This is a genomic window from Lacinutrix undariae (genome assembly GCF_052934785.1).
On sequence record NZ_CM128809.1, the window covers coordinates 2,924,300 to 2,944,381 of the forward strand.

Annotated in this window: 19 protein-coding genes and 1 pseudogene; 15 read left to right on the forward strand and 5 right to left on the reverse strand. The window is 31.7% G+C overall.

What is annotated here, in order from left to right:
- Window positions 1-58 precede the first annotated feature (58 nt).
- Entirely contained in the window at window positions 59-793 is a 735-nt protein-coding gene (locus ACU4C5_RS13130) for a M50 family metallopeptidase (RefSeq protein ID WP_446844667.1), read from the forward strand.
- A gap of 44 nt (window positions 794-837) precedes the next feature.
- Here ACU4C5_RS13130 and ACU4C5_RS13135 read toward each other — a convergent pair.
- A pseudogene (locus tag ACU4C5_RS13135) lies at window positions 838-948 on the reverse strand (IS110 family transposase); the annotation flags it as partial.
- A gap of 1,453 nt (window positions 949-2,401) precedes the next feature.
- Here ACU4C5_RS13135 and ACU4C5_RS13140 point away from each other — a divergent pair.
- The 14 genes from ACU4C5_RS13140 (at window position 2,402) to ACU4C5_RS13205 (ending at window position 16,216) form a co-directional block, all read left to right on the forward strand.
- Window positions 2,402-2,929, forward strand: a complete 528-nt coding sequence (locus ACU4C5_RS13140; protein ID WP_446844668.1) for a hypothetical protein — start codon at window positions 2,402-2,404, stop codon at window positions 2,927-2,929.
- A gap of 659 nt (window positions 2,930-3,588) precedes the next feature.
- A complete protein-coding gene (locus ACU4C5_RS13145) occupies window positions 3,589-4,092 on the forward strand; it encodes a hypothetical protein (protein WP_446844669.1) in 504 nt (167 codons plus the stop codon).
- Between the two features lie 324 nt (window positions 4,093-4,416).
- Complete coding sequence (locus ACU4C5_RS13150) at window positions 4,417-5,427, forward strand: FRG domain-containing protein (protein WP_446844670.1); 1,011 nt, start codon at window positions 4,417-4,419, stop codon at window positions 5,425-5,427.
- A 264-nt stretch (window positions 5,428-5,691) separates the two neighbouring features.
- Window positions 5,692-6,459 (forward strand): hypothetical protein, encoded by a 768-nt coding sequence (locus tag ACU4C5_RS13155; RefSeq protein WP_446844671.1) that lies wholly within the window; start codon window positions 5,692-5,694, stop codon window positions 6,457-6,459.
- A 134-nt stretch (window positions 6,460-6,593) separates the two neighbouring features.
- Window positions 6,594-7,475 (forward strand): hypothetical protein, encoded by an 882-nt coding sequence (locus ACU4C5_RS13160; RefSeq protein ID WP_446844672.1) that lies wholly within the window; start codon window positions 6,594-6,596, stop codon window positions 7,473-7,475.
- A 157-nt stretch (window positions 7,476-7,632) separates the two neighbouring features.
- Window positions 7,633-8,139, forward strand: a complete 507-nt coding sequence (locus ACU4C5_RS13165; RefSeq protein ID WP_446844673.1) for an SMI1/KNR4 family protein — start codon at window positions 7,633-7,635, stop codon at window positions 8,137-8,139.
- Window positions 8,140-8,167: 28 nt separating this feature from the next.
- A complete protein-coding gene (locus ACU4C5_RS13170; protein ID WP_446844674.1) occupies window positions 8,168-8,788 on the forward strand; it encodes a hypothetical protein in 621 nt (206 codons plus the stop codon).
- 4 nt (window positions 8,789-8,792) lie between these two features.
- Entirely contained in the window at window positions 8,793-9,221 is a 429-nt protein-coding gene (locus ACU4C5_RS13175) for a hypothetical protein (protein WP_446844675.1), read from the forward strand.
- A gap of 428 nt (window positions 9,222-9,649) precedes the next feature.
- Window positions 9,650-11,266 carry a glycoside hydrolase family 30 protein gene (locus tag ACU4C5_RS13180; RefSeq protein WP_446844676.1) on the forward strand — a complete coding sequence of 539 codons (1,617 nt, stop codon included), beginning with the start codon at window positions 9,650-9,652 and terminating at the stop codon, window positions 11,264-11,266.
- A 118-nt stretch (window positions 11,267-11,384) separates the two neighbouring features.
- Entirely contained in the window at window positions 11,385-12,338 is a 954-nt protein-coding gene (locus ACU4C5_RS13185; RefSeq protein WP_446844677.1) for a DMT family transporter, read from the forward strand.
- Between the two features lie 1,019 nt (window positions 12,339-13,357).
- Entirely contained in the window at window positions 13,358-14,008 is a 651-nt protein-coding gene (locus tag ACU4C5_RS13190; RefSeq protein ID WP_446844678.1) for a peroxiredoxin-like family protein, read from the forward strand.
- A 37-nt stretch (window positions 14,009-14,045) separates the two neighbouring features.
- Window positions 14,046-14,189 (forward strand): hypothetical protein, encoded by a 144-nt coding sequence (locus ACU4C5_RS13195; protein WP_446844679.1) that lies wholly within the window; start codon window positions 14,046-14,048, stop codon window positions 14,187-14,189.
- 35 nt (window positions 14,190-14,224) lie between these two features.
- Window positions 14,225-14,695, forward strand: coding sequence for a hypothetical protein (locus tag ACU4C5_RS13200; protein WP_446844680.1), 471 nt, complete (start codon window positions 14,225-14,227; stop codon window positions 14,693-14,695).
- A 258-nt stretch (window positions 14,696-14,953) separates the two neighbouring features.
- Window positions 14,954-16,216 carry a DUF2130 domain-containing protein gene (locus ACU4C5_RS13205; RefSeq protein ID WP_446844681.1) on the forward strand — a complete coding sequence of 421 codons (1,263 nt, stop codon included), beginning with the start codon at window positions 14,954-14,956 and terminating at the stop codon, window positions 16,214-16,216.
- 81 nt (window positions 16,217-16,297) lie between these two features.
- On the opposite strand, the gene ACU4C5_RS13210 is transcribed toward ACU4C5_RS13205, so the two are convergent.
- The 4 genes from ACU4C5_RS13210 to ACU4C5_RS13225 all read right to left on the reverse strand — a co-directional run bounded on the left by ACU4C5_RS13210 (window position 16,298) and on the right by ACU4C5_RS13225 (window position 20,080).
- The gene (locus ACU4C5_RS13210) at window positions 16,298-17,038 is read right to left on the reverse strand and encodes an acyl-CoA desaturase (RefSeq protein WP_446844682.1); all 741 of its coding nucleotides are present in this window, start codon (window positions 17,036-17,038) and stop codon (window positions 16,298-16,300) included.
- A 90-nt stretch (window positions 17,039-17,128) separates the two neighbouring features.
- Window positions 17,129-17,698 (reverse strand): Crp/Fnr family transcriptional regulator, encoded by a 570-nt coding sequence (locus tag ACU4C5_RS13215; RefSeq protein ID WP_446844683.1) that lies wholly within the window; start codon window positions 17,696-17,698, stop codon window positions 17,129-17,131.
- A 174-nt stretch (window positions 17,699-17,872) separates the two neighbouring features.
- A complete protein-coding gene (locus ACU4C5_RS13220) occupies window positions 17,873-18,274 on the reverse strand; it encodes a heavy-metal-associated domain-containing protein (RefSeq protein WP_446844684.1) in 402 nt (133 codons plus the stop codon).
- Window positions 18,275-18,304: 30 nt separating this feature from the next.
- Window positions 18,305-20,080 carry an efflux RND transporter periplasmic adaptor subunit gene (locus tag ACU4C5_RS13225; RefSeq protein WP_446844685.1) on the reverse strand — a complete coding sequence of 592 codons (1,776 nt, stop codon included), beginning with the start codon at window positions 20,078-20,080 and terminating at the stop codon, window positions 18,305-18,307.
- Between the last annotated feature and the right edge of the window lie 2 nt (window positions 20,081-20,082).

A 20,082-nucleotide genomic window follows, 5' to 3' on the forward strand; every position in this document is an offset into this window, starting at 1 on the left:
AAATCACACCACTAATCATACACAACAACGTTGTGCACAATTAAAACAAGCATAGTAAATGATAACAAAAATTATTGAAATATTAGGTATTATAATTATGCTATTCGTTGTTCTTGGCGTTCACGAATTGGGTCATTTGATTACAGGATTAGTTCAAGGTTTTAGATTTGAAATTTTTGTAGTTGGCCCTTTAGGAATAAAAAAAGAAAACAATAAAATTAAAGTTTATTTAAATAAAAACATTGGCCATTATGGTGGAATTGCAGCTACAATTCCTAAAAATGATAATTCCGAAAATAGTAAGATTTTTTCAAAAATAATTCTAGCAGGTCCAATTGCTTCATTTATCCTTGCCTTAATTTTGTTCAGTTTATATTTCTTACTTAATTTAAACAAACCAGTAATTATATTAATTGGAGCACTAGCGTCATTAGGTATTTTTTTTATTACATTAATACCAATGAAAACAGGAATGTTTTTTAGCGATGGAAAACGTTATCAGAGGTTAACTTCTAACGGTCCAGAAAAAGAAGTTGAATTAGCTGTTTTACGTGTAATAGGTAGTTATGCAAAAGATGATTCTTACAAAAATGTTAACGCAAATGATATTGAAATAATGATATCCGATGAACATTATAAATATTTTGGATTATTCACTAAATTAACTTATCAATTTGAGACAAATGGGAGTTTTGAATTAGAAACAAAAAATAAGTTTGATGAATTATCTAAGACAATGCCAAAATCAATGGTAAAATTCTCTAATAAAGAACTTGATAAATTAACAAAATAACTACACACAACAAAGTACTGTGGTAAAAAACAAGTAAAAAGGCATTAATTTCTCGCCAAAACACTTCTATAGTTATTGTCGTAAGTTAATCCTGATTTAGCGATAGCAAAAGCCTGTTTTAACAGCTTATTACAAACCGCAATTAAGACTGGTTTTTCACACCTTACTTTCTTCACTACTAATCAAAAAGAAACAAATAAATCGTATCCAGATACCAACCAATCCAAAGTAGGAGAGCACCTAATCATTTGTCACATCGAGTGATTTAAAAGGAACGAATAAATTGTATCGAGATGCCCAAATGATTTAAGAGGCACGAATAAATCAAACCCCGACCTACTATAATTTCCGTAGCAATTCAAAGGTTAAGAAACGGCAAGCGTCCAAAGAGTGAAACGCAGAGTAACGGTCTGGACGCGTTAGTGGAGTAACCTGTAGAATTCAAGAAAATAATAGTCAGTCTAGCTTTTTGGTGCTTTTCAGCAATGGAAAAGAATAGAGAACAAAAGAAAACCATCACACCACATCACATCCAGTAATTTAAGAACCACAAACAAACAGTATCCAGATACCACCAAGTATAAAGTAGGAGAGTACCTAATCATTTGTCACATCGAGTGATTTAAGAGGAACGAGTAAATAGTATCGAGATGCCCAAATGATTTAAGAGGCACGAATAAATCAAACCCCGACCTACTATAATTTCCGTAGCAATTCAAAGGTTATGAAACGGCAAGCGTCCAAAGGGTGAAACGCAGAGTAACGGTCTGGACGCGTTAGTGGAGTAACCTGTAGAATTCAAGAAAATGATAGTCAGTCTAGCTTTTTGGTGCTTTTCAGCAATGGAAAAGAATAGAGAACAAAAGAAAACCATCACACCACATCACATCCAGTAATTTAAGAACCACAAACAAACAGTATCCAGATACCACCAAGTATAAAGTAGGAGAGTACCTAATCATTTGTCACATCGAGTGATTTAAGAGGAACGAGTAAATAGTATCGAGATGCCCAAATGATTTAAGAGGCACGAATAAATCAAACCCCGACCTATCTATAATTTCCGTAGCAATTCAAAGGTTATGAAACGGCAAGCGTCCAAAGAGTGAAACGCAGAGTAACGGTCTGGACGCGTTAGTGGAGTAACCTGTAGAATTCAAGAAAATAATAGTCAGTCTAGCTTTTTGGTTCTTTTCAGCAATGGAAAAGAACGTAGAATAAAACAAACGCAGAGTAACAATCTCAACGCGTTAGTGGAGTAACCTATACAATTCAAGAAAATGATAGTCAGTCTAGCTTTTTGGTTCTTTTCAGCAATGGAAAAGAATAGAGAATAAAAGAAAGCATACCCCCTCCGTCACATCAAGTAACTTAAGAAGAACAAACAAATCACACCATGTCACATCGAGTGATTTAAGAGGAACGAATAAATTGTATCGAGATGCAAACCCCATAAAAATAAAATTAAGCATCCCTTTTACGGATAACCATAACAAACCTTTTATTAAAACAACTATATTAGCAGCAGTTTAATACAAGTAACCTATAAGCAGAGGTATAACACTAAAAATAGTGATATCCTGTAGTTGGCAGTAATTTGACAAAACAATGGACAGACTATCTTTTTATAAAAGTTTTTATGAAACAGAACTTAAGAAAAAAGACGATTTAGATAAATCGATTAATAATCCTATTTTGATTATTACAATCATTTTTGGAATAATATCTTATATCTCACAAAAAGTGAATTTTGAATGTTTGCTCAAAACTGACTTTATAATTGTTGCACTAATATTAATAATTTCATTACTATTATGTAAATCCATATTCCATATAATTCTCTCCTATAATAATGGAATTAAAGGTTATAATTATGAGGTTTTAGGAACTAATACAGACTTTGAATCTTATCGAAAAAACTTAATTGAATATAACGAAAATGAAGGGATTGATTCCGATAGTGAAAAAGAATTTGAAGAATCTTTAATTACGGAATTAATTAAATGTTCTGACGTAAATAATGATTTAAATATTAAACGTACATATCAAATATATCTGACCAAAAAATATTTGATTATATCTTTAATTATAGCATTTGCAACTTTTATAACACATCTTTTAAAACAAATAATATGAGTGATAAAAAACCAACTCCGAAACCAACACCTCCGACAAGTAGAATTGTTAAACACAGCTCCGATAAGCCGTCACCAAATCAAAAAGCAATTATACCAAAACCATCAAGCGGAAAAAAATAACTACTGCCAACATAGTATATAAAAAATTGCTATTTTGTGCTTAACCAATGTTAGTTGCTTTGTTTGCTAGCTTCTGATTTTCCTTCGGAAAATCCTCGCACATAAACACGCAACTTTCCTTATACACAAACACGTTGGCATTCATTGGCGGAACGTACTCAAAAAATGAATAAAATGATTTTAAAAATATTAGTCGGAATTATTTCTTTAGTGTTTAGCTTCGGTTTAACACTAATGATTAAACCACATATAGGAGTTTATGTAAAATCTGAAATGATTCTTAATATTCTGCAATTAATATTTACAATTGTTGGCTTCGGAGTAATTTATGGCGCAATTGATAAAAATATATTGAAAAAAATAATTAAAAACAGGAATTCCTGAGAGAATAAAAATCAGAACAGACTTTTAATCTTATTTACGGCATCGAAATAAAAACTAAATTATATGGAATTTAGCAAGAATTATATTTACTCACTCAAACGGAATTAAAAGAATTACCAGAGTTTATGAGAAATTAAATATAAAAAGTAAAATATGGAAACTGAATTAATAGTAGTATTAGTTGCATCACTTGCGACTTTGATAGTTGCTTTGATAAATGTTATTGTTTCTAAAGGTATCTCCTCTAAACAGAATGCAATAGGACTTAAAAAAACGAGAATTGACCTTCTTGAAAACAGAAGATTAACAATTGAAAAAGTTGGTTCCGAATTAAAACAAATTAGTCTTAATGTGAAACCTTCTGATATTTACAATTTAGCGATTTCAGGACCAATAATGATTGAATACTTTAGAGTGAAATCATCATTATTTTTATCAATTGGTCACTTTTTCAAAGAAGAAATTAGTTTAGAATTAGAATCACTTAGAAAAGAAATTGATGATAACATCATGAAAACAGCTAATCTGCAACCAATAACAAATGATGACGCCAAAAATGTAATTGACGGTATTTCAACATTAGACAAAAAAATTCAAAAAGAAATATCAACAAAATTAAGAGAAATTGAAAAAAACATTGAAGATTTATTAATATAAAACGTGCCCTAACATCGTACACAATCCATTGCTAGATTTTTACTCACTTACAAAAGTCCTCGCGGACTTTCTTGGTCGGTAATTACATACCAAAATCCGCAAATTTTCTGCACCGTACTATTCATAGCTAAACCGTAGCAAAAATTAAAGTCCTGTACTAAAAATAAAATTAAGCACCCCTTTTACGGAAAACCATAACAAACCTTTTATTAAAATAACTATATTAGCCGCAGTAAACTGAATGCCTGTGCACTATAAGCAGAAGTGTAATGCAAAAAGTAGTGATGTCCTCTAGTTGTGCTTAATGAAAAAAAAACGAAATAATTGAAAGATTTACCTATAGATATAAGAATTCAGCACGAACCTGAAATAAATCCACACGGTAAAATAGTTCGTGGTATTAAGCCAATTGATAAGATTACTCATTGGGAATATGAATTCGAAGAAAATTGTGATGCTTTTTTTGAATGTTTTAATGATCCATTTTCGGAACTACATCAAACTAATATTTCAAATATTGATGCAAAATACATATTCAGAGGACAACGATGCTCAGATTGGAAATTAATTCCTACTGCCTTTCGAAATTTAAATTCCAATGAAGAAACCAACAGTTTAAATATACTAAAATCTGGAAACGGTCATTATTTACCTGAATTAACTGATTTTATAAATTTCATCAAAGGATTGAATAGTTTAGGCTACAAAATTGAAGATGATTCTTTCAAATTAATTAACTCTACTTTAATCGATGAAAACTTTAAAACATTTGATTTAATAACGTATTTTCCAAAACCAGAACAATTTAAGGAATTAGCTTTAGCTCAACATTATGGAGTTAATACTAGATTATTAGATTTTACTTTTAACCCAAATAAGGCAATATTTTTTGCTTCTGAGAAAATAAAGCATCCTAATAAAGATGATAATTCAAAGATTGGAATCTGGGCAATTCCAGAAAGATTGATTGAAATATGTCAAGAAGACTTTTATCTAAAACGAATATTTGTTGAAGGCTTCCAGAATAAAAATATGACTGCCCAACAAGGATTATTTATCAATTATTTTAAAGGTCAATCAATTGACGAAAACCTTTTTAATACAGAAGGAAAAATAAAATCACTCGATGAATATTTATTTGATTATAACAAGAGTTCTGATAACGAAAGACTAATAAATGAAAAAATTGGGAAACCAAGTTTATTTACTTTATCACATCGAGTAGCTTGGCAAGTTTTTAAAAGACTTGAAATATTAAATATTAATTGGATGACTATTCAACCAGATTTAGATGGAGTAAAAAAAGAAGTTGAAAGAAAAAAAATAAATCACTAACCACAACAAAGCATATAATCCATCGTTAGTTCTAACTTACTTACCAAAATCCACAAATTTTCTGCACCGTACTATTCATAGCTAAACCGTAGCAACAATTAAAGTCCTGTACTAAAAATAAAATTAAGCATCCCTTTTACGGAAAACCATAACATCCCTTTTATTAAAACAACTATATTAGCAGCAGTTTAATACAAATAACCTATAAACAGAGGTGTAACTCTAAAAACAGTGATATCCTGTAGTTGGCAATAATATAACAAAATGAAAACCTACATACTTGATATAATTCCAAAAATTCAAAGATTTAGTCAAAAATTAGATAATTTGACTATTCTATTAAATAAGCATTGGGTAATTTTAGATGAGGATACATCAAGAAAGTCTGTCTTCATTTTCAGAGAAAAAGATAATCAATTACTTATTTCGACTGACGGAAAAATAGAAAAAGGAAATTGGGAATATTTAGGAAACAATTCGATTTTGATTGACCGAAAAGACGGCTCATTTCTTTTTAAACACGGATTTATAGATGATTATGTTCTTGCACTAAAAATTGATGGTAAAGAAGAATATGCATTGCTTGTTAACGAACAATGGTTTGAAAAACAATTAAAGTCTCTTGATAAAGTTTTATCTTTTCTAAATGAAAGATATATAGAACAAAAAGAGCAATTTTCAATAACAATTCCAAATATTGAAACTATTCAAAACCCGATTGAAAAAAAATCAACAAATACACTTTCAATAAACGGTTTCAATCATAGTATTGATAAAATCAAAATTCCTGAAAGTATTAAGAAAAACTTCCATTCAGAAAAATCATTCTTGCTCTATTCAATTGAAGAGATAGATTACTACATAAAATTTTTTAAATCAAAAGAATACCCATTTTATGCAGCTCTTGTTCTAGACAAGAAAAATGTTGAATTACCATCTAAATTACGACAGAATTTGTTAACAGTAGCAAAAAGAGATTTTGGTGTAGAAACAATTAACGAAGTAATAAATACTATTGCCAACACCGTATAAACTTTATTGCTAGCTTTTTACTCACTTACAAAAATCCTCGCAGACATTCCATCTATGATTTATTTACTAAATTAGTTACTTAAACCACGCAAAAAACCATATACAACAACGTTAGCTAAACTGAAATCACTTATATGAAATTTGTAATACTTATACATTTATTGAATTGGGAATATCATGAAAATGAATACACCTTGGACAAAGGTATAAGTTTTGTGAACCCAAGTACTCATCCTGTTGGAAGCCTATATGAAAAAATATGTGAGAGTGATAATGTTGATGATGGAGAACCATATACCTTTAATACTGGATTAATATTATATGATGACACAGGTTCTGATCATTCATTTTTGCCTTCATCCTCACATTATTCTTTATCAATAACCTTTATAAACCTTCTTACAATTATTTATAAAGGCACTTTAGGCCATTGTAGAGTTATAGTTTCAAAAGATGATTTTAAAACTTCAGGTTTAACCTATACACTATATGATAGTTTAACTGAATTTACTCATGACCTCACATGTTATCGTGCTAAATTTGACATCAACAGTATAGAAATATTGGATAAAGTATGGCAAAATTTAAAATTAACTTATACTTCAAATGTAAAAAGTTCTAGAATTGATAATATGTTGAACTTTTTTTATTTTTCTTGGCATACTCTCTCTTTAGAACTTACAGGAATTTCTTTATCAATAGTCCTTGAAACTTTATTTTCACCCCATTCAAATTCAGAACTAATTCACCAAATTGCTTTCAACGTTGCAAACTTTACTGGTAATGAAAAGGAAGAAAAAAAAGAATTATATAAATATGTCAAAAAATATTATTCTATTAGGTCAAAATTAGTTCATGGAGAAACAATAAAGGAGGTAGAACTAAATTTAATACCACCTTTTTTCAAGTTCATTTGTGAAATAATATTAAAAATTATTAGTGATAATAAATTAATACATACTTTCAATGATAATGTAAAAAGAAAGGAATTCATGCAAGACAAACTTTTTCAATAAAACAAACAAGCAGTAGTCAACACCGCATATAATCCATTACTGGCTTCTCACTCATTTACTAAAACCCTCGCAGACATTCCATCTATATTTTATTTACTAAATTACGTACTTAACCACCCACTAAACCATACACAACCCCCTGTCAACAATTAAAAAAATGAAAAATAAATTAGAATTTGACGATATAGAAGGAATTAATTCAGAAGATTTTAAACAAATTGAAGAGCAAACAGGTTTTACCTTACCAACCAATCTTAAATTGTTTTTAGAAGCATACTCTGGTGGCAATTCATACGGAAAAGATCAAGTATACACTTATGATCTCATACACGATGATGGATGGAAATCAGTAAATTCAATTGCAGAAATTTTAAATCCCAATAACATCATAGAGAGTTACCTCAATTTAAAACCTCATTTACAAGATACTTTTAAGCATTTCGAGTTAACTTCAGATCATGTTGAAATAGATTATTTATTACCTGTAATGGGACTTGAAGACGGTGGTTTAATATACATTTCTATAGGAGGGAAGCATAACGGAAAAGTTTACGAAGTTGATAATGGAGATTTCGGAATTCTTTTCAAATCAAATTCTTTAGAAGATTTTATCTACAGCCTATATATTTATGATTTTGAAAAAGACGAATACATAAAAGAATAAAAACGCAACACAACATCATATACAACAAATGAACTTAGAAAAACAAAATTTTATTTATTTAATGAATATTATAAGTAATGTATCAAATGAAGAATTTTTAAAAATTGGCGTTTCCAATAATCCATTTAAAAGAGCTAATAATATAATTATACAATCAAAAGGAGTTTACAACGCTTATCCAGTTGCAAGAAAGTCCATTGAAAATGATATATATGGAGTTAATCGTTCTGAATCCTTAGCCTATAAGGAAGAATTTAAAATTAAGAAATTTATTAAAGATAGCGGAATTAAGTATTCACCTAAAATAAATTTCCCAGGAAGAGGAGAGTGCTTGTCAAAAAGCAGTAAAATAGAAATTATTTCAAAATTTAATTTAACAGAATATGAAAAACTAAATGATGTTTTTGTCGCTAGTCAATATTTGATAGTAAATTCAAAATTTGGAATTTGGAAAACAGGTAAAAATACTTTTAAGCAAAAAACAGGTGTTTTAGGAAAACTATTAAAAGAAAAAGATAAAAAAGGTATTAATGAAAGTATGATAAAATTCTACAATGAAATTGAAATTGTTTTAGTAAATAATTTTAAAGAATATGACTTATCAAGTTCAATAAAAGACCAATTAAAAATAATGGATATAAAATTATAAAATAATGGATATAAAAGACACTCTAAAGCATCTTGATGATTTAAAAACTCTGCAAGATGAAAGAAATAAAGTGTATCGCGACTGGTTAAAAAACACATTAACGATAGCATCTGCTTTTTTAGCTATTTTTATTTCTTTAAAGTCAGATAACGAGCATAATTACATAGAGTCCACATTATTTATAATTACTATTTCCACAATGTCACTCGGTATTCTTCTTGGTGTAATAATTTTATTTGCAGATACAGTTGTCTTAAATATATCTCTAATAAAAAAGAAAGAACAAATATTAAAGCTTCTTAATGGAAATAAAACAGAATTTGACATAGCAGATCGTCCAATAATTTATAAATATTTAGAATACATTTGTTTTTCATGCTTAGTTATTTCTCTTTTATGTTTGACGTCTTATTCTATTTTGGTTAATTCATAAATCCTTCACTTCAACACCTCGTAAACAACACCCCATTTTCCCAAAAAAATCTCCACTCTCCATTACAAAACCTCACAACCAACCATATATCTAGATAAACTAGGTCTAAACACAAAAGAGGTATACCACACAGTAGCGCAATTAAACGCAAAACTCTTCAGTCGCAACAACTTACTATATACAGATAACACTGGGTTTTATACCGTTACACAAAACGTAAAAAAAACACGTAAAAAGCCGCTACAGTGCAACATCACAAAATATACAACCATACCAGTAAAATAAAATTTACTGCGCCTTAATAACACGATATAATAACAAATATTATACGCAAATACGCCTATATATAAGGTAAATTGCAATATAAAACACCCAAAATAAAAAAAACGTTTCGCTTAAACAGACCAATTATTAAACCCAGCAACATATTGAAAGCACCAACAAACACATTCAAACACCTAAATATTAAAAACCTACAACTATTAGCAATATCAATAGCACTTGTAAGTTGTACTACCAAAGAAAAACCTAATAGCTACACAGCTAATAGCTACCAAACATCTCAAGCGGGTGATAATCTTAAATTATTAGCTGCAAACACAAATACAGCAAACACAAAAGAAGCTAAAAAAGTAACCCTACAACTTTTCCCGGAAAAAGAATACCAAGAATATTATGGTTTTGGAGCATCATTTACCGAGTCTTCAGCATGGAATTTAGCCACAATACCCGTAGCAGCAAGAAAAGAAGTACTATCAAAATTATTCAGCCCAACCAAAGGTGCTGGTTTTACACTAACACGTACACATATTAATAGTAGCGATTACTCAAACACACACTACACGTATATTGATGAAGGCGATACTACATTAGCAACATTCAGTATCAATGAAGATATAAAAGGGTTTTCTGGTAACGAAAACGAGCAGGTGAGTGGTATAGAGCTTGTAGAACCTAAATACGATATCATTCCAATGATTTTGGAAGCCTCTCAAGTTCCTGGTGCCAATTTTAAAATTATCGCATCACCGTGGAGTCCGCCATCATGGATGAAAACAGGCGAAACTAAAAAAATGACTAACGGAACCTTACGTCCAGAATATTACGGACTCTGGGCACAATACCTATCCAAGTACGTAACAGCATACAAAGCGCAAGGCATCAACCTTTGGGGGATAACGCCACAAAACGAACCACTACACGCACATGACGCACAATGGGATAGTAATGGGTTTACACCAGAACAAGGGAGAGACTTTCTAAAAAACCACCTAGGACCTCAACTGGTAAAAGATGGTCACCTTAATCTTAATGATTTAAACTCTGGTTTACGTGTATTAATCTATGATCACAATAAAGAAACCATGAATAACTATGTTAACGTAACATACAACGATCCTGAAGCTTCAAAATACGCTTGGGGAACCGCTTTTCACTGGTACACAAATTCAGAATTAAAAGAAAACAATTGGTACGCTAGCCAACTAGAAGAGCTTCAAGAAGCTTGGCCAAACAAAGGAATGATTCATACAGAGTCTAGTATTGATATTGATGCTAAAGATCCTATTGGACAATACTGGAGAGAAAGTACAGACTACGCAGGTACTTTTGTTCCTTTTGAAACTTATGCTTATGATATGATTACAGATTTAAATCATGGTACACAAGGATATATTGAGTGGTGTAGCATACTTAGTAATCAAGGACAACCAAATCCTTACAACAATTACAACAGCGCTCCAGTACTTATAAACCCAGTAACAGACCAAGTAATTTACACACCGCTTTATTACTTATTAAGTCACTTTAGTAAATTTATTCGTCCAGAAGCACACCGTATTGACGTGCAAGGACCAAAACAAGAGGGACTTATTTATACAGCAGCAAAAAATACCGATGGTTCAATTGCCGTTGTTATATTTAATAGAAACAAAGAAAACTATCAACTAGCTTTAAACTTAGGCACAGAAACCTACACAAGTCAAATTGCGCCAAGAGCGGTACAAACCATTCATTTAAAGCTTAATAAAGAAGTTGAAAAATAAAAAGAGCTTAATCACAAAAGAGCACATATCAAGCCTTTAAAAATTTTATAAAATAGTAAAGAAACGTAATACCTTTCTTTACTATTTTTGGTTTTATAGCTTTCAAAAAATGTATATCATGAAATCAAATAAATCAAAAGCAATTGCATTAAGCATACTTTCCGCTTTATTCTTTGCGGTAACTTTTGTACTTAACAGGGTAATGGCTGTTAATGGTGGCTATTGGATTTGGAGCGCATCAATTCGCTTTTTCTGGATGATTCCTTTACTGTTAATTCTAGTAATGTCCAGAAAAAACCTAAAGCCTTTATTATATCAAATGAAACAAAAACCATGGCAATGGATCCTTTGGAGCACTATTGGGTTTGGTATATTTTATTCAGCCTTAACTTATGCTGCGGCTTTTGGACCTTCATGGTTAGTGGCCGGTACTTGGCAAATTACCATTATTGCAGGAATGTTAATGGCGCCAATTATAAATAAAACAAGTTTTAAAAACAGTATTTCACTGCAAACACTTGCGTTTTCTTTAATCATATTACTAGGTGTATTAATCATGCAAGTAAGTCAAGCTAAATCTATTACTACTAAAGAGTTACTTCTTGGTATTATACCTGTTTTAATTGCTGCAATAGCCTATCCTTTAGGAAACAGAAAGATGATGCAAGTTACAGATGGTAAACTTAACGCTATGCAACGCACACTAGGAATGACCTTGGCAAGTACACCATTATGGATTATATTATCACTTTATGGCATCTCTACAAACCAACTACCCACTCAAGCACAAGTATATCAAACCTTAATAGTTGCTATTTGTTCAGGAGTTATTGCTACGGTTTTATTTTTCATGGCTACAGATAGAGTAAGAAAAGATGAAAAAGCTTTAGCCTCAGTTGAAGCCACACAATCTATCGAAATAATTTTCGCACTTATTGGAGAAATTATCATTTTAAATAGTCATTTACCAGATATATATGCTATTACAGGAATGGCTTTAGTAATTTTAGGAATGCTACTACATAGCTTACAAAAAGAAAAAGCAACAACTAAAAACACGATTACCAAATAAAAATTATAGTTTAAATTTCAACATCAAAACAAATAAAACATAGCAACACTAAGAGCACAAACCAACACTAAAATTGAAGCTGAACAAAAAGGGAAACCTAAATTTATAAATGGGGTTGATACTGTTATTGCAAAAGCAAAAGCTTTTAAACAAGATGAAAGCGCTACATAAAATACGCTCAACATAAGCAACAATACGCGCTATGTCAATTACACACCTCACAACACCACTACAAAACAAACCAGTCATGTTGTAGGTTTAGCAATCATAGTCATACATCTAGCATCCCCATTTAGTAGTCTTGCATCCCCATTTAGTAGTCTTGCGTCCCCATTTAGTAGTCTTGTATCCCCATTTAGTAGTCTTGCATCCCCATTTAGTAGTCTTGTATCCCCATTTAGTAGTCTTGCATCCCCATTTAGTAGTCTTGCGTCCCCATTTAGTAGTCTTGTATCCCCATTTAGTAGTCTTGCGTCCCCATTTAGTATTCTTGCATCCCAATTTAGTATTCTTGCATCCCCATTTAGTATTCTTGTATCCCCATTTAGTATTCTTGCATCCCCATTTAGTATTCTTGTATCCCAATTTAGTATTCTTGCATCCCCATTTAGTATTCTTGCGTCCCCATTTAGTATTCTTGCATCCCAATTTAGTATTCTTGTATCCCCATTTAGTATTCTTGCATCCCAATTTAGTATTCTTGCGTCCCCATTTAGTATTCTTGCTAAAAGTTTTATAGTTCTTGCTAAAAGTTTTATAGTTCTTGCTAAAAGTTTTATAGTTCTTGCGTCCCCATTTAGTAGTCTTGTATCCCTACTTAGTAGTCTTGCGTCCCTATTTATACGTTTAACAACCTCATTTTATAAGCAGTCTACCCATTTTATAAATCACGCTACAAGTATTTACAATCTCAAAACAAAAACAACAACTCACACAAGAAAAAAAGAAAAGACAAATACCAAAAAAGCATTTAAAAAGGGTTATATTAACAACTTTCTCACCCAAACAAATAATAACCAATGAGCACTTTAAAGGAACAAACAGACGCTAAAATAGCTGCAGGCCGAAAAGCAAAACCAGAATTCATGAAAGGCGTAGATGACGTTATAGCACAAGCCAAAGCCTTTAAAGAAGGTGAAAATGCCATAAAAGTAGGGGAGACGGCGCCAAACTTTCAATTACCAGACGCCAACGGCCAACAAGTAAGCCTCTCAACCTTGCTTCGTAAAGGTCCTGTCGTTATAACCTTTTACCGCGGAAGCTGGTGCCCTTATTGCAACCTACAATTAAAAGCCCTACAAGATAAAATAAGCGAGTTCTCAGCATTAAGAACATCCCTTGTTGCTATTAGTCCCCAAGTACCAGACGGATCTCTAACCAAAACCGAAATTTCTAACCTGCCATTCACTGTATTATCAGACCAAGACGCTAAAGTGGCCAATCAATTTGGAGTAGCTTGGAAAGTGCCAGAGTTTTTAATGGAACACATGCGTGTAGATCGTAACCTAGACCTAGATACTATAAATAATGGCGACGGAAGTATACTGCCAATCCCTGCAACCTTTGTAATCACAAGTGATGGCACAGTAAAGTGGAGCTATGTAAACGTAGACTATCGTACACGTTCAGAGCCAAACCAAATTATTGAAGTCCTTAAAAGTCTAACTTAAAAACCCAACAAACAATCCACCATAAAACAGTATAACAATGAAGAAAAAAATAATCAAAGCCATAATAACAAGTGTGCTTATGTTTCTACTTTTATACTATTTCTCAGCATCTAGTGTTAATGAAGCTGTATTTATAGCAGTAGGCACAAGCGTACTCACATATATTATAAACGAAATATAAACACACACACCCGTTAAGCTAGCACTACATTCCAAATGAAAAATAATCAATACACAATCCTCTTTTTAACCCTTACACTTTTAATATTTACAAACTGCGGATTAACAGGAGATGAAGTTGCACGCCTTTCAATCAACCAAGCAAGTACAGATAGCACCAATACAATCACCAGAACAACAACACTTCATCTTAAAAAGGGAGAAACCATTGCATTTTGGTCCCAAATGGATTTTAAATACACAAACAATGTCAATCTTAACTTCAAAGTCAATGTATTAAAAGACAAAAAACCCTATACCCAGTTAGATATCAATCCTATTAAAAAGAACATTACAATTAACGAAGTCAAAAAAGTAGTTAACAACAATGTTACCTGGCGTTTTAAAGGTAAAAACACCACTTTACAAATCATTGAAGACGGTACTTACACCTTTAATGCCTATGTATTAGCCTCAAAAAACCCTACATTGCAAATCACTAAAGCAGAACTAATCTTAAAAAAATAATTTATGGGGAACATACTACAATCTCTCGTTCAAGGCATACTTATTGGAGTCGTTTTATTAGGAATTTACATCCTTTACGAAAAATATTCAAAGAAAAAGTAAAACCACAATAACTGGTAGCTAATACCTTTAATTATTAAGCATAATACACCCTAATATAAAGTGTTTTTATGTTGCCCATTTCAATGCTTTCTTATAATTTTGAAAACAGCATAACCCATCTTATGCACTTATAAAACCGACAAGTCTTTTTTACGCATGAAAAACGAAAATCAAATAAAATGTCCTAACTGTTCAACCTCCATAGATGTACAAGATATCTTGTCACACCAATTAGAAGAAGAGATCAAACAGAAATATCAAGCACAAATCAACCAAGAGAAAAAGAAACACGATACTGCTCAAGAACAATTAAGACAAGAAAAATTAAATTTCGAACAAAAGAAGAAACGCGAAAACGAACTCTTTCAAGAACGTTTAGAAAGCCAGCTTAAAGCTGATAAAAAGGAGATAGAAATAAGACTAAAGCAAAAGCTTAAAGGAGAACAAGAAGAGCAATTTGAAGCCTTACAAAAGGAATTAAATGAAAAGTCAGAGCAAGTCAAAGAATTAAACCGATCAAAAGCTGAAATTGAAAAGCTAAAACGCGAAAAAGGCGAACTCAAAGAAGCTGCCGAAGCCGAAGCTCAAAAAAAACTCAATGATATTTTAATTGCCGAAAAGGAAAAAATTAAAAAATCTGAAGAAGATAAAAACGAATTGCGCTTTAAAGAGATGCAAAAGCAACTCGAAGATCAAAAGAAGCTTACCGAAGAGATGAAACGTAAGCAAGAGCAAGGATCAATGCAACTCCAAGGAGAAGTACAAGAATTAGCAATTGAAGAATGGCTAGCTACTAAGTTTCCCTTAGATACTATTGAAGAAATTAAAAAAGGGGCTAGAGGAGGAGACTGCATTCAAATAGTACATACACGTTCGCAACAAAATTGCGGAACTATTTATTATGAAAGTAAGCGTACCAAAGACTTTCAACCAAGCTGGATCGAAAAATTTAAAGCCGATATTAGAGATCGTGGCGCAAACATTGGTGTTTTAGTAACCGAGGTGATGCCTTCTGATATGGACAGAATGGGATTACGTGATGGCATCTGGATTTGTAACTACGATGAGTTTAAAGGACTTTGCACCGTATTAAGAGAAGGTATCTTACAAGTAAATAACGCCATCGTTACCCAAGAAAATAAAGGGGATAAAATGGATTTACTTTACGATTATCTTACCAGTAGCACCTTCCGCATGTCTATTGAAGCCATTGTTGAAGGATTTACACAAATGAAAACAGATTTAGATAGCGAAAAACGCTCTATGCAACGCATCTGGAAACAACGTGAAAAACAAATTGAAAAAGTGGTTATTAACACCATTGATATGTACGGCTCAGTAAAAGGAATTGCAGGTAACGCCATACAATCTGTAAAAGCTCTAGAGCTTCCTGAAGGCGATAACGAGTTAGATGTGTAAAACAGTAACTAATACACATAAAAAAGCCTCATCTATACGATGAGGCTTTTTTATATATAAATCTATAAATACACTTTTTGTCTAACGCTTTACTGGGATAGGCTTTAATTTTATAAAACCAACAGCATTTAATAGTCTAATAATTAAATACGTCATATCTATTTCATACCATTTTACGCCAAAGTTAGCTCGGTTAGCATGCTTGTGATGATTATTGTGATAACCTTCACCCATCATTAAGAAATCAAAACGAAATAAATTTTTACTCGTATTCTTCATTTTAAAATTCACATAACCATATATATGACCAAACCAATTAATAATTACACCATGAATTGGCGCCATCATAAAGGTAACAGGTAATAAAATCCATTGCCAAGGAGAGGTCACAAAATACACAAAGAATAAGATGTAAAGTGTAATCCATAATAATCTTGAAAAACGAGAACTCGCAAAAGCATCAAAACTTTTCCATTGCGGAACATTTTTAGTAAAACGTTGATCAACAGCAATACGTTCTTTATTAATATCCTGATAGATGGTTTTAGTTTTCCACATCATTGCAAACATATTAGCATCGTAAGAAGGGGAGTGCGGATCTTTTTCTGTATCAGTATAGGCATGATGCATACGATGCATAATCCCATAACCATAAGCGCTCAAGTAACTTGAACCCTGAAATACCCAGGTTAAAATAAAGGTGATACGTTCCATGGTTTTAGACATGGTAAATACTTGGTGTGCGGCATAACGGTGTAAGAAGAATGATTGAAAAAACAATCCTCCATACCAAAGCACTAAAACGAAAATAATTATCGCCATAACTTTTTTTTAGGCAAAGATAAAATGATGTTTCAAGCAAAACAATGAACCTAAGTCAATAAAAACGCCACTTACAGTAAGAAATTTGTATTATAAACGCTTTCTAATTCTACTTAAAGCTTGAGCAGTAACACCAATATAAGAGCTAATATATTTTAAAGGAATCACCTTAAGTAATTGAGGTCTTTCTTTAAATAATTTCATATAACGTTCTTCTGCAGTGAGATTTAATAAGTTTTGTTCGCGATTAGATTTTAGTAAAAACAGACGTTCAGCAGTTAATCGCCCTATAAGGTTTCCAATTTGCGTGGTTTTATATACGGCTTGTAAATCGCTATAAGTCATACTTAACAATGTAGTTTCGGTAAGCGCTTGTAATTGATATGCAGAGGGACGTTGTGTTAAAAAAGAATCGTAAGCACTTACAAATTGATCTTTAAAACTAAACCCAAACGTAATCTCTTTTTCAGGATTTTCCTTCGGAATATACAAACGCACAACACCTGATTCAATAAAAGAAATATGATTTTCTATTTCATTAACCTTTAGAAAGTTTTCCTTTTTAGCAATAACACGTCTTTGAAGTTTTGATATGAAAAACGCCCAATCTTTTTCTGATATTTCTGCAACCTGATCTAAGTAAGCTTTTATTTGTTCCAATAGTTATAAGGGTAATATTTTTACTTTACGAATATAAGAATTTCATAATATAAATTTTATTTCACTCGTTAGATTTGTTAACAAAAACACCTATCAATACCCGTTTTTGATAGGTGTTTTTTAAAAATTATAAATGCTTTAAAATAAAACAGCGCTACATTACATATCAGCCGTTTAGTTAATTTCCATTTCATGATCATATTGGCAACAACCAGGTAACCCTTTATAAGCTTCTTCATCACCCATAACTTTATTGGTGTCATAACCTGATGCTGCAATAGCATTATGAATAGCTATAACGTCTGTTTTTGAATCATCAAAAGATACATCAATCATTTTTTTATCAACATCCCAAGTAGCATTAGTAACACCTTCAACACTGTTTGCAGCCTTCTCAATGGTGCTTTTACACATTTCACAGTTTCCCCTTACACCAAAAGAAATATCTGGCACAACCACATCTTTTGAAACCTCAGAAGCCGTTGTAACCACTTCTTTTTCTTTTTTTACACTGTTATTACAACTGGTAAAACCAATAGCTACAATTACTGCTACACTTAAAATTATTTTCTTCATGGTATTAAAATTTAATTATTAGTATTTAATTTATTCTATAACTTGTTTTACTTCTCCGCAAGTAAGCATTGCATCTCCAAAATAAGGATTCACTACTTTTTCTTCTCTACTTAACCAATACGCACCTTTATTACTATTTGCCATCGGACAAAATTGATGGTACACTTTTTCATTAATGCCAAATACTTCAATGGCATTTGTTAATTGTGTAGACACTATTTTAAAATGATTTCGCTGTTCTTTAATAGCAGAATTCTCTAAAATTAAGGTAGTGGCTGTTTTTAGCTGCTTTTCTATATCCATCCAATGCTTATGGGCTTCTGTTGCTTTTAATTGCTTCATATCTACTTTTTCTAAATTACTTAATAAGCTTTTAGAAACTGTAAGCACTTCTGTAGAATTCTCTAAAACCAAAGCGTCTTTTAAATCTATATAATCATTAAAAACCACTTTTAATTGATTTTGAAACTCCTTAGATACTTTAATTCTTTCATTTTTATTTATAGTTTTTCCTTGAACAGAATCACTCATTTCCATACCAAGATGTCCTTCATGACCTGTCATTGTTTTACCGCCTTTTTTATTCATCATCGATTTTTTGCCTTGTAATTGAGCAGCTGCATCAACTGTAAAAGTTCCGTTAGTTACAATTTCATCATTATTACTTAAACCCTCTAAAACTTGATAATTACTATTTATTTTATTACCTAAAGTAATTTCGCGCATTTCGAAAATAGGTTCTTTCGGATTCGTTTTTAGATACACAACAGATCGTTTCCCTGTCCATAAAACAGCCGAAGCAGGTATTGTAATTGCTTGTTTTTCATCCACAGAAACCATACTTTTCATCTTTCCTTCTACAAACATACCTGGTTTAAACAGCTCATTTTTATTATTTAAAACCACTCTTAAATTTACAGTTCTTGTTTGCGTATCTAAAATAGGATCTATAAAAGTAACTTTTCCTTTAAACGCTTTATTAGGATATGCCTTTGCCGTTACAACAACATTTTGTCCCTTTTTAAATTGACTAATTTGATTTTCATACACATCAAAATTAGCCCAAACTGTATTTAGATTAGAAACCTTAAAAATTGGTTTTCCGTCCATAATATGCGAACCTACATTTATCGCAATTTCCGTAACTACACCAGATACATGCGAGTAAATGGTAAAACTATTTTTCACTTTTCCAGTTTGCTCTACCTCATCTAATTGCGCACCATGAATCATCCAATTTTTAAACTTATTTTTAACAGCATTATATAGTTGTGGTTGAGATCCTTTTAATTTATAGGCCGTTATTAATTCTTGTTGAGCCGCAATTAATTCTGGCGAATATATTTGAGCAACTGCTTGCCCTTTTGTAACACGTTCTCCCAAAGAATTTACAAATAGTTTTTCTACCCTACCATCAAAATGCGCAGGCATAGTTGCTGTTTCATCTTCATTCTCTGTAATTTTTCCTGATAAAACAAAACCTGTATCAGCATCAGAACTATTTTCTCCTACGATTGTGGTTTGTATGTTAGCCAATGCCATCGCGTTTTCTGAAAGCTTAAATTGATCTGCAGACAATCCTTCTGCACTACTTGCTGCAGGAATTAGATCCATTCCGCAAATAGGACAATCGCCCGCTTCTGATTGCATAATTTGTGGGTGCATAGAGCAGGTCCACATTTGGTTTGTTTCTGCTACAGCATCGTGCTTGTGTATTTCTTCTGTATTCGAATTCCCTCCAAAAAGCACCCAGCCTAAAAGTAGTCCAACAGCTAATATTGCTATGTAAATTATATATTTTTTCATTA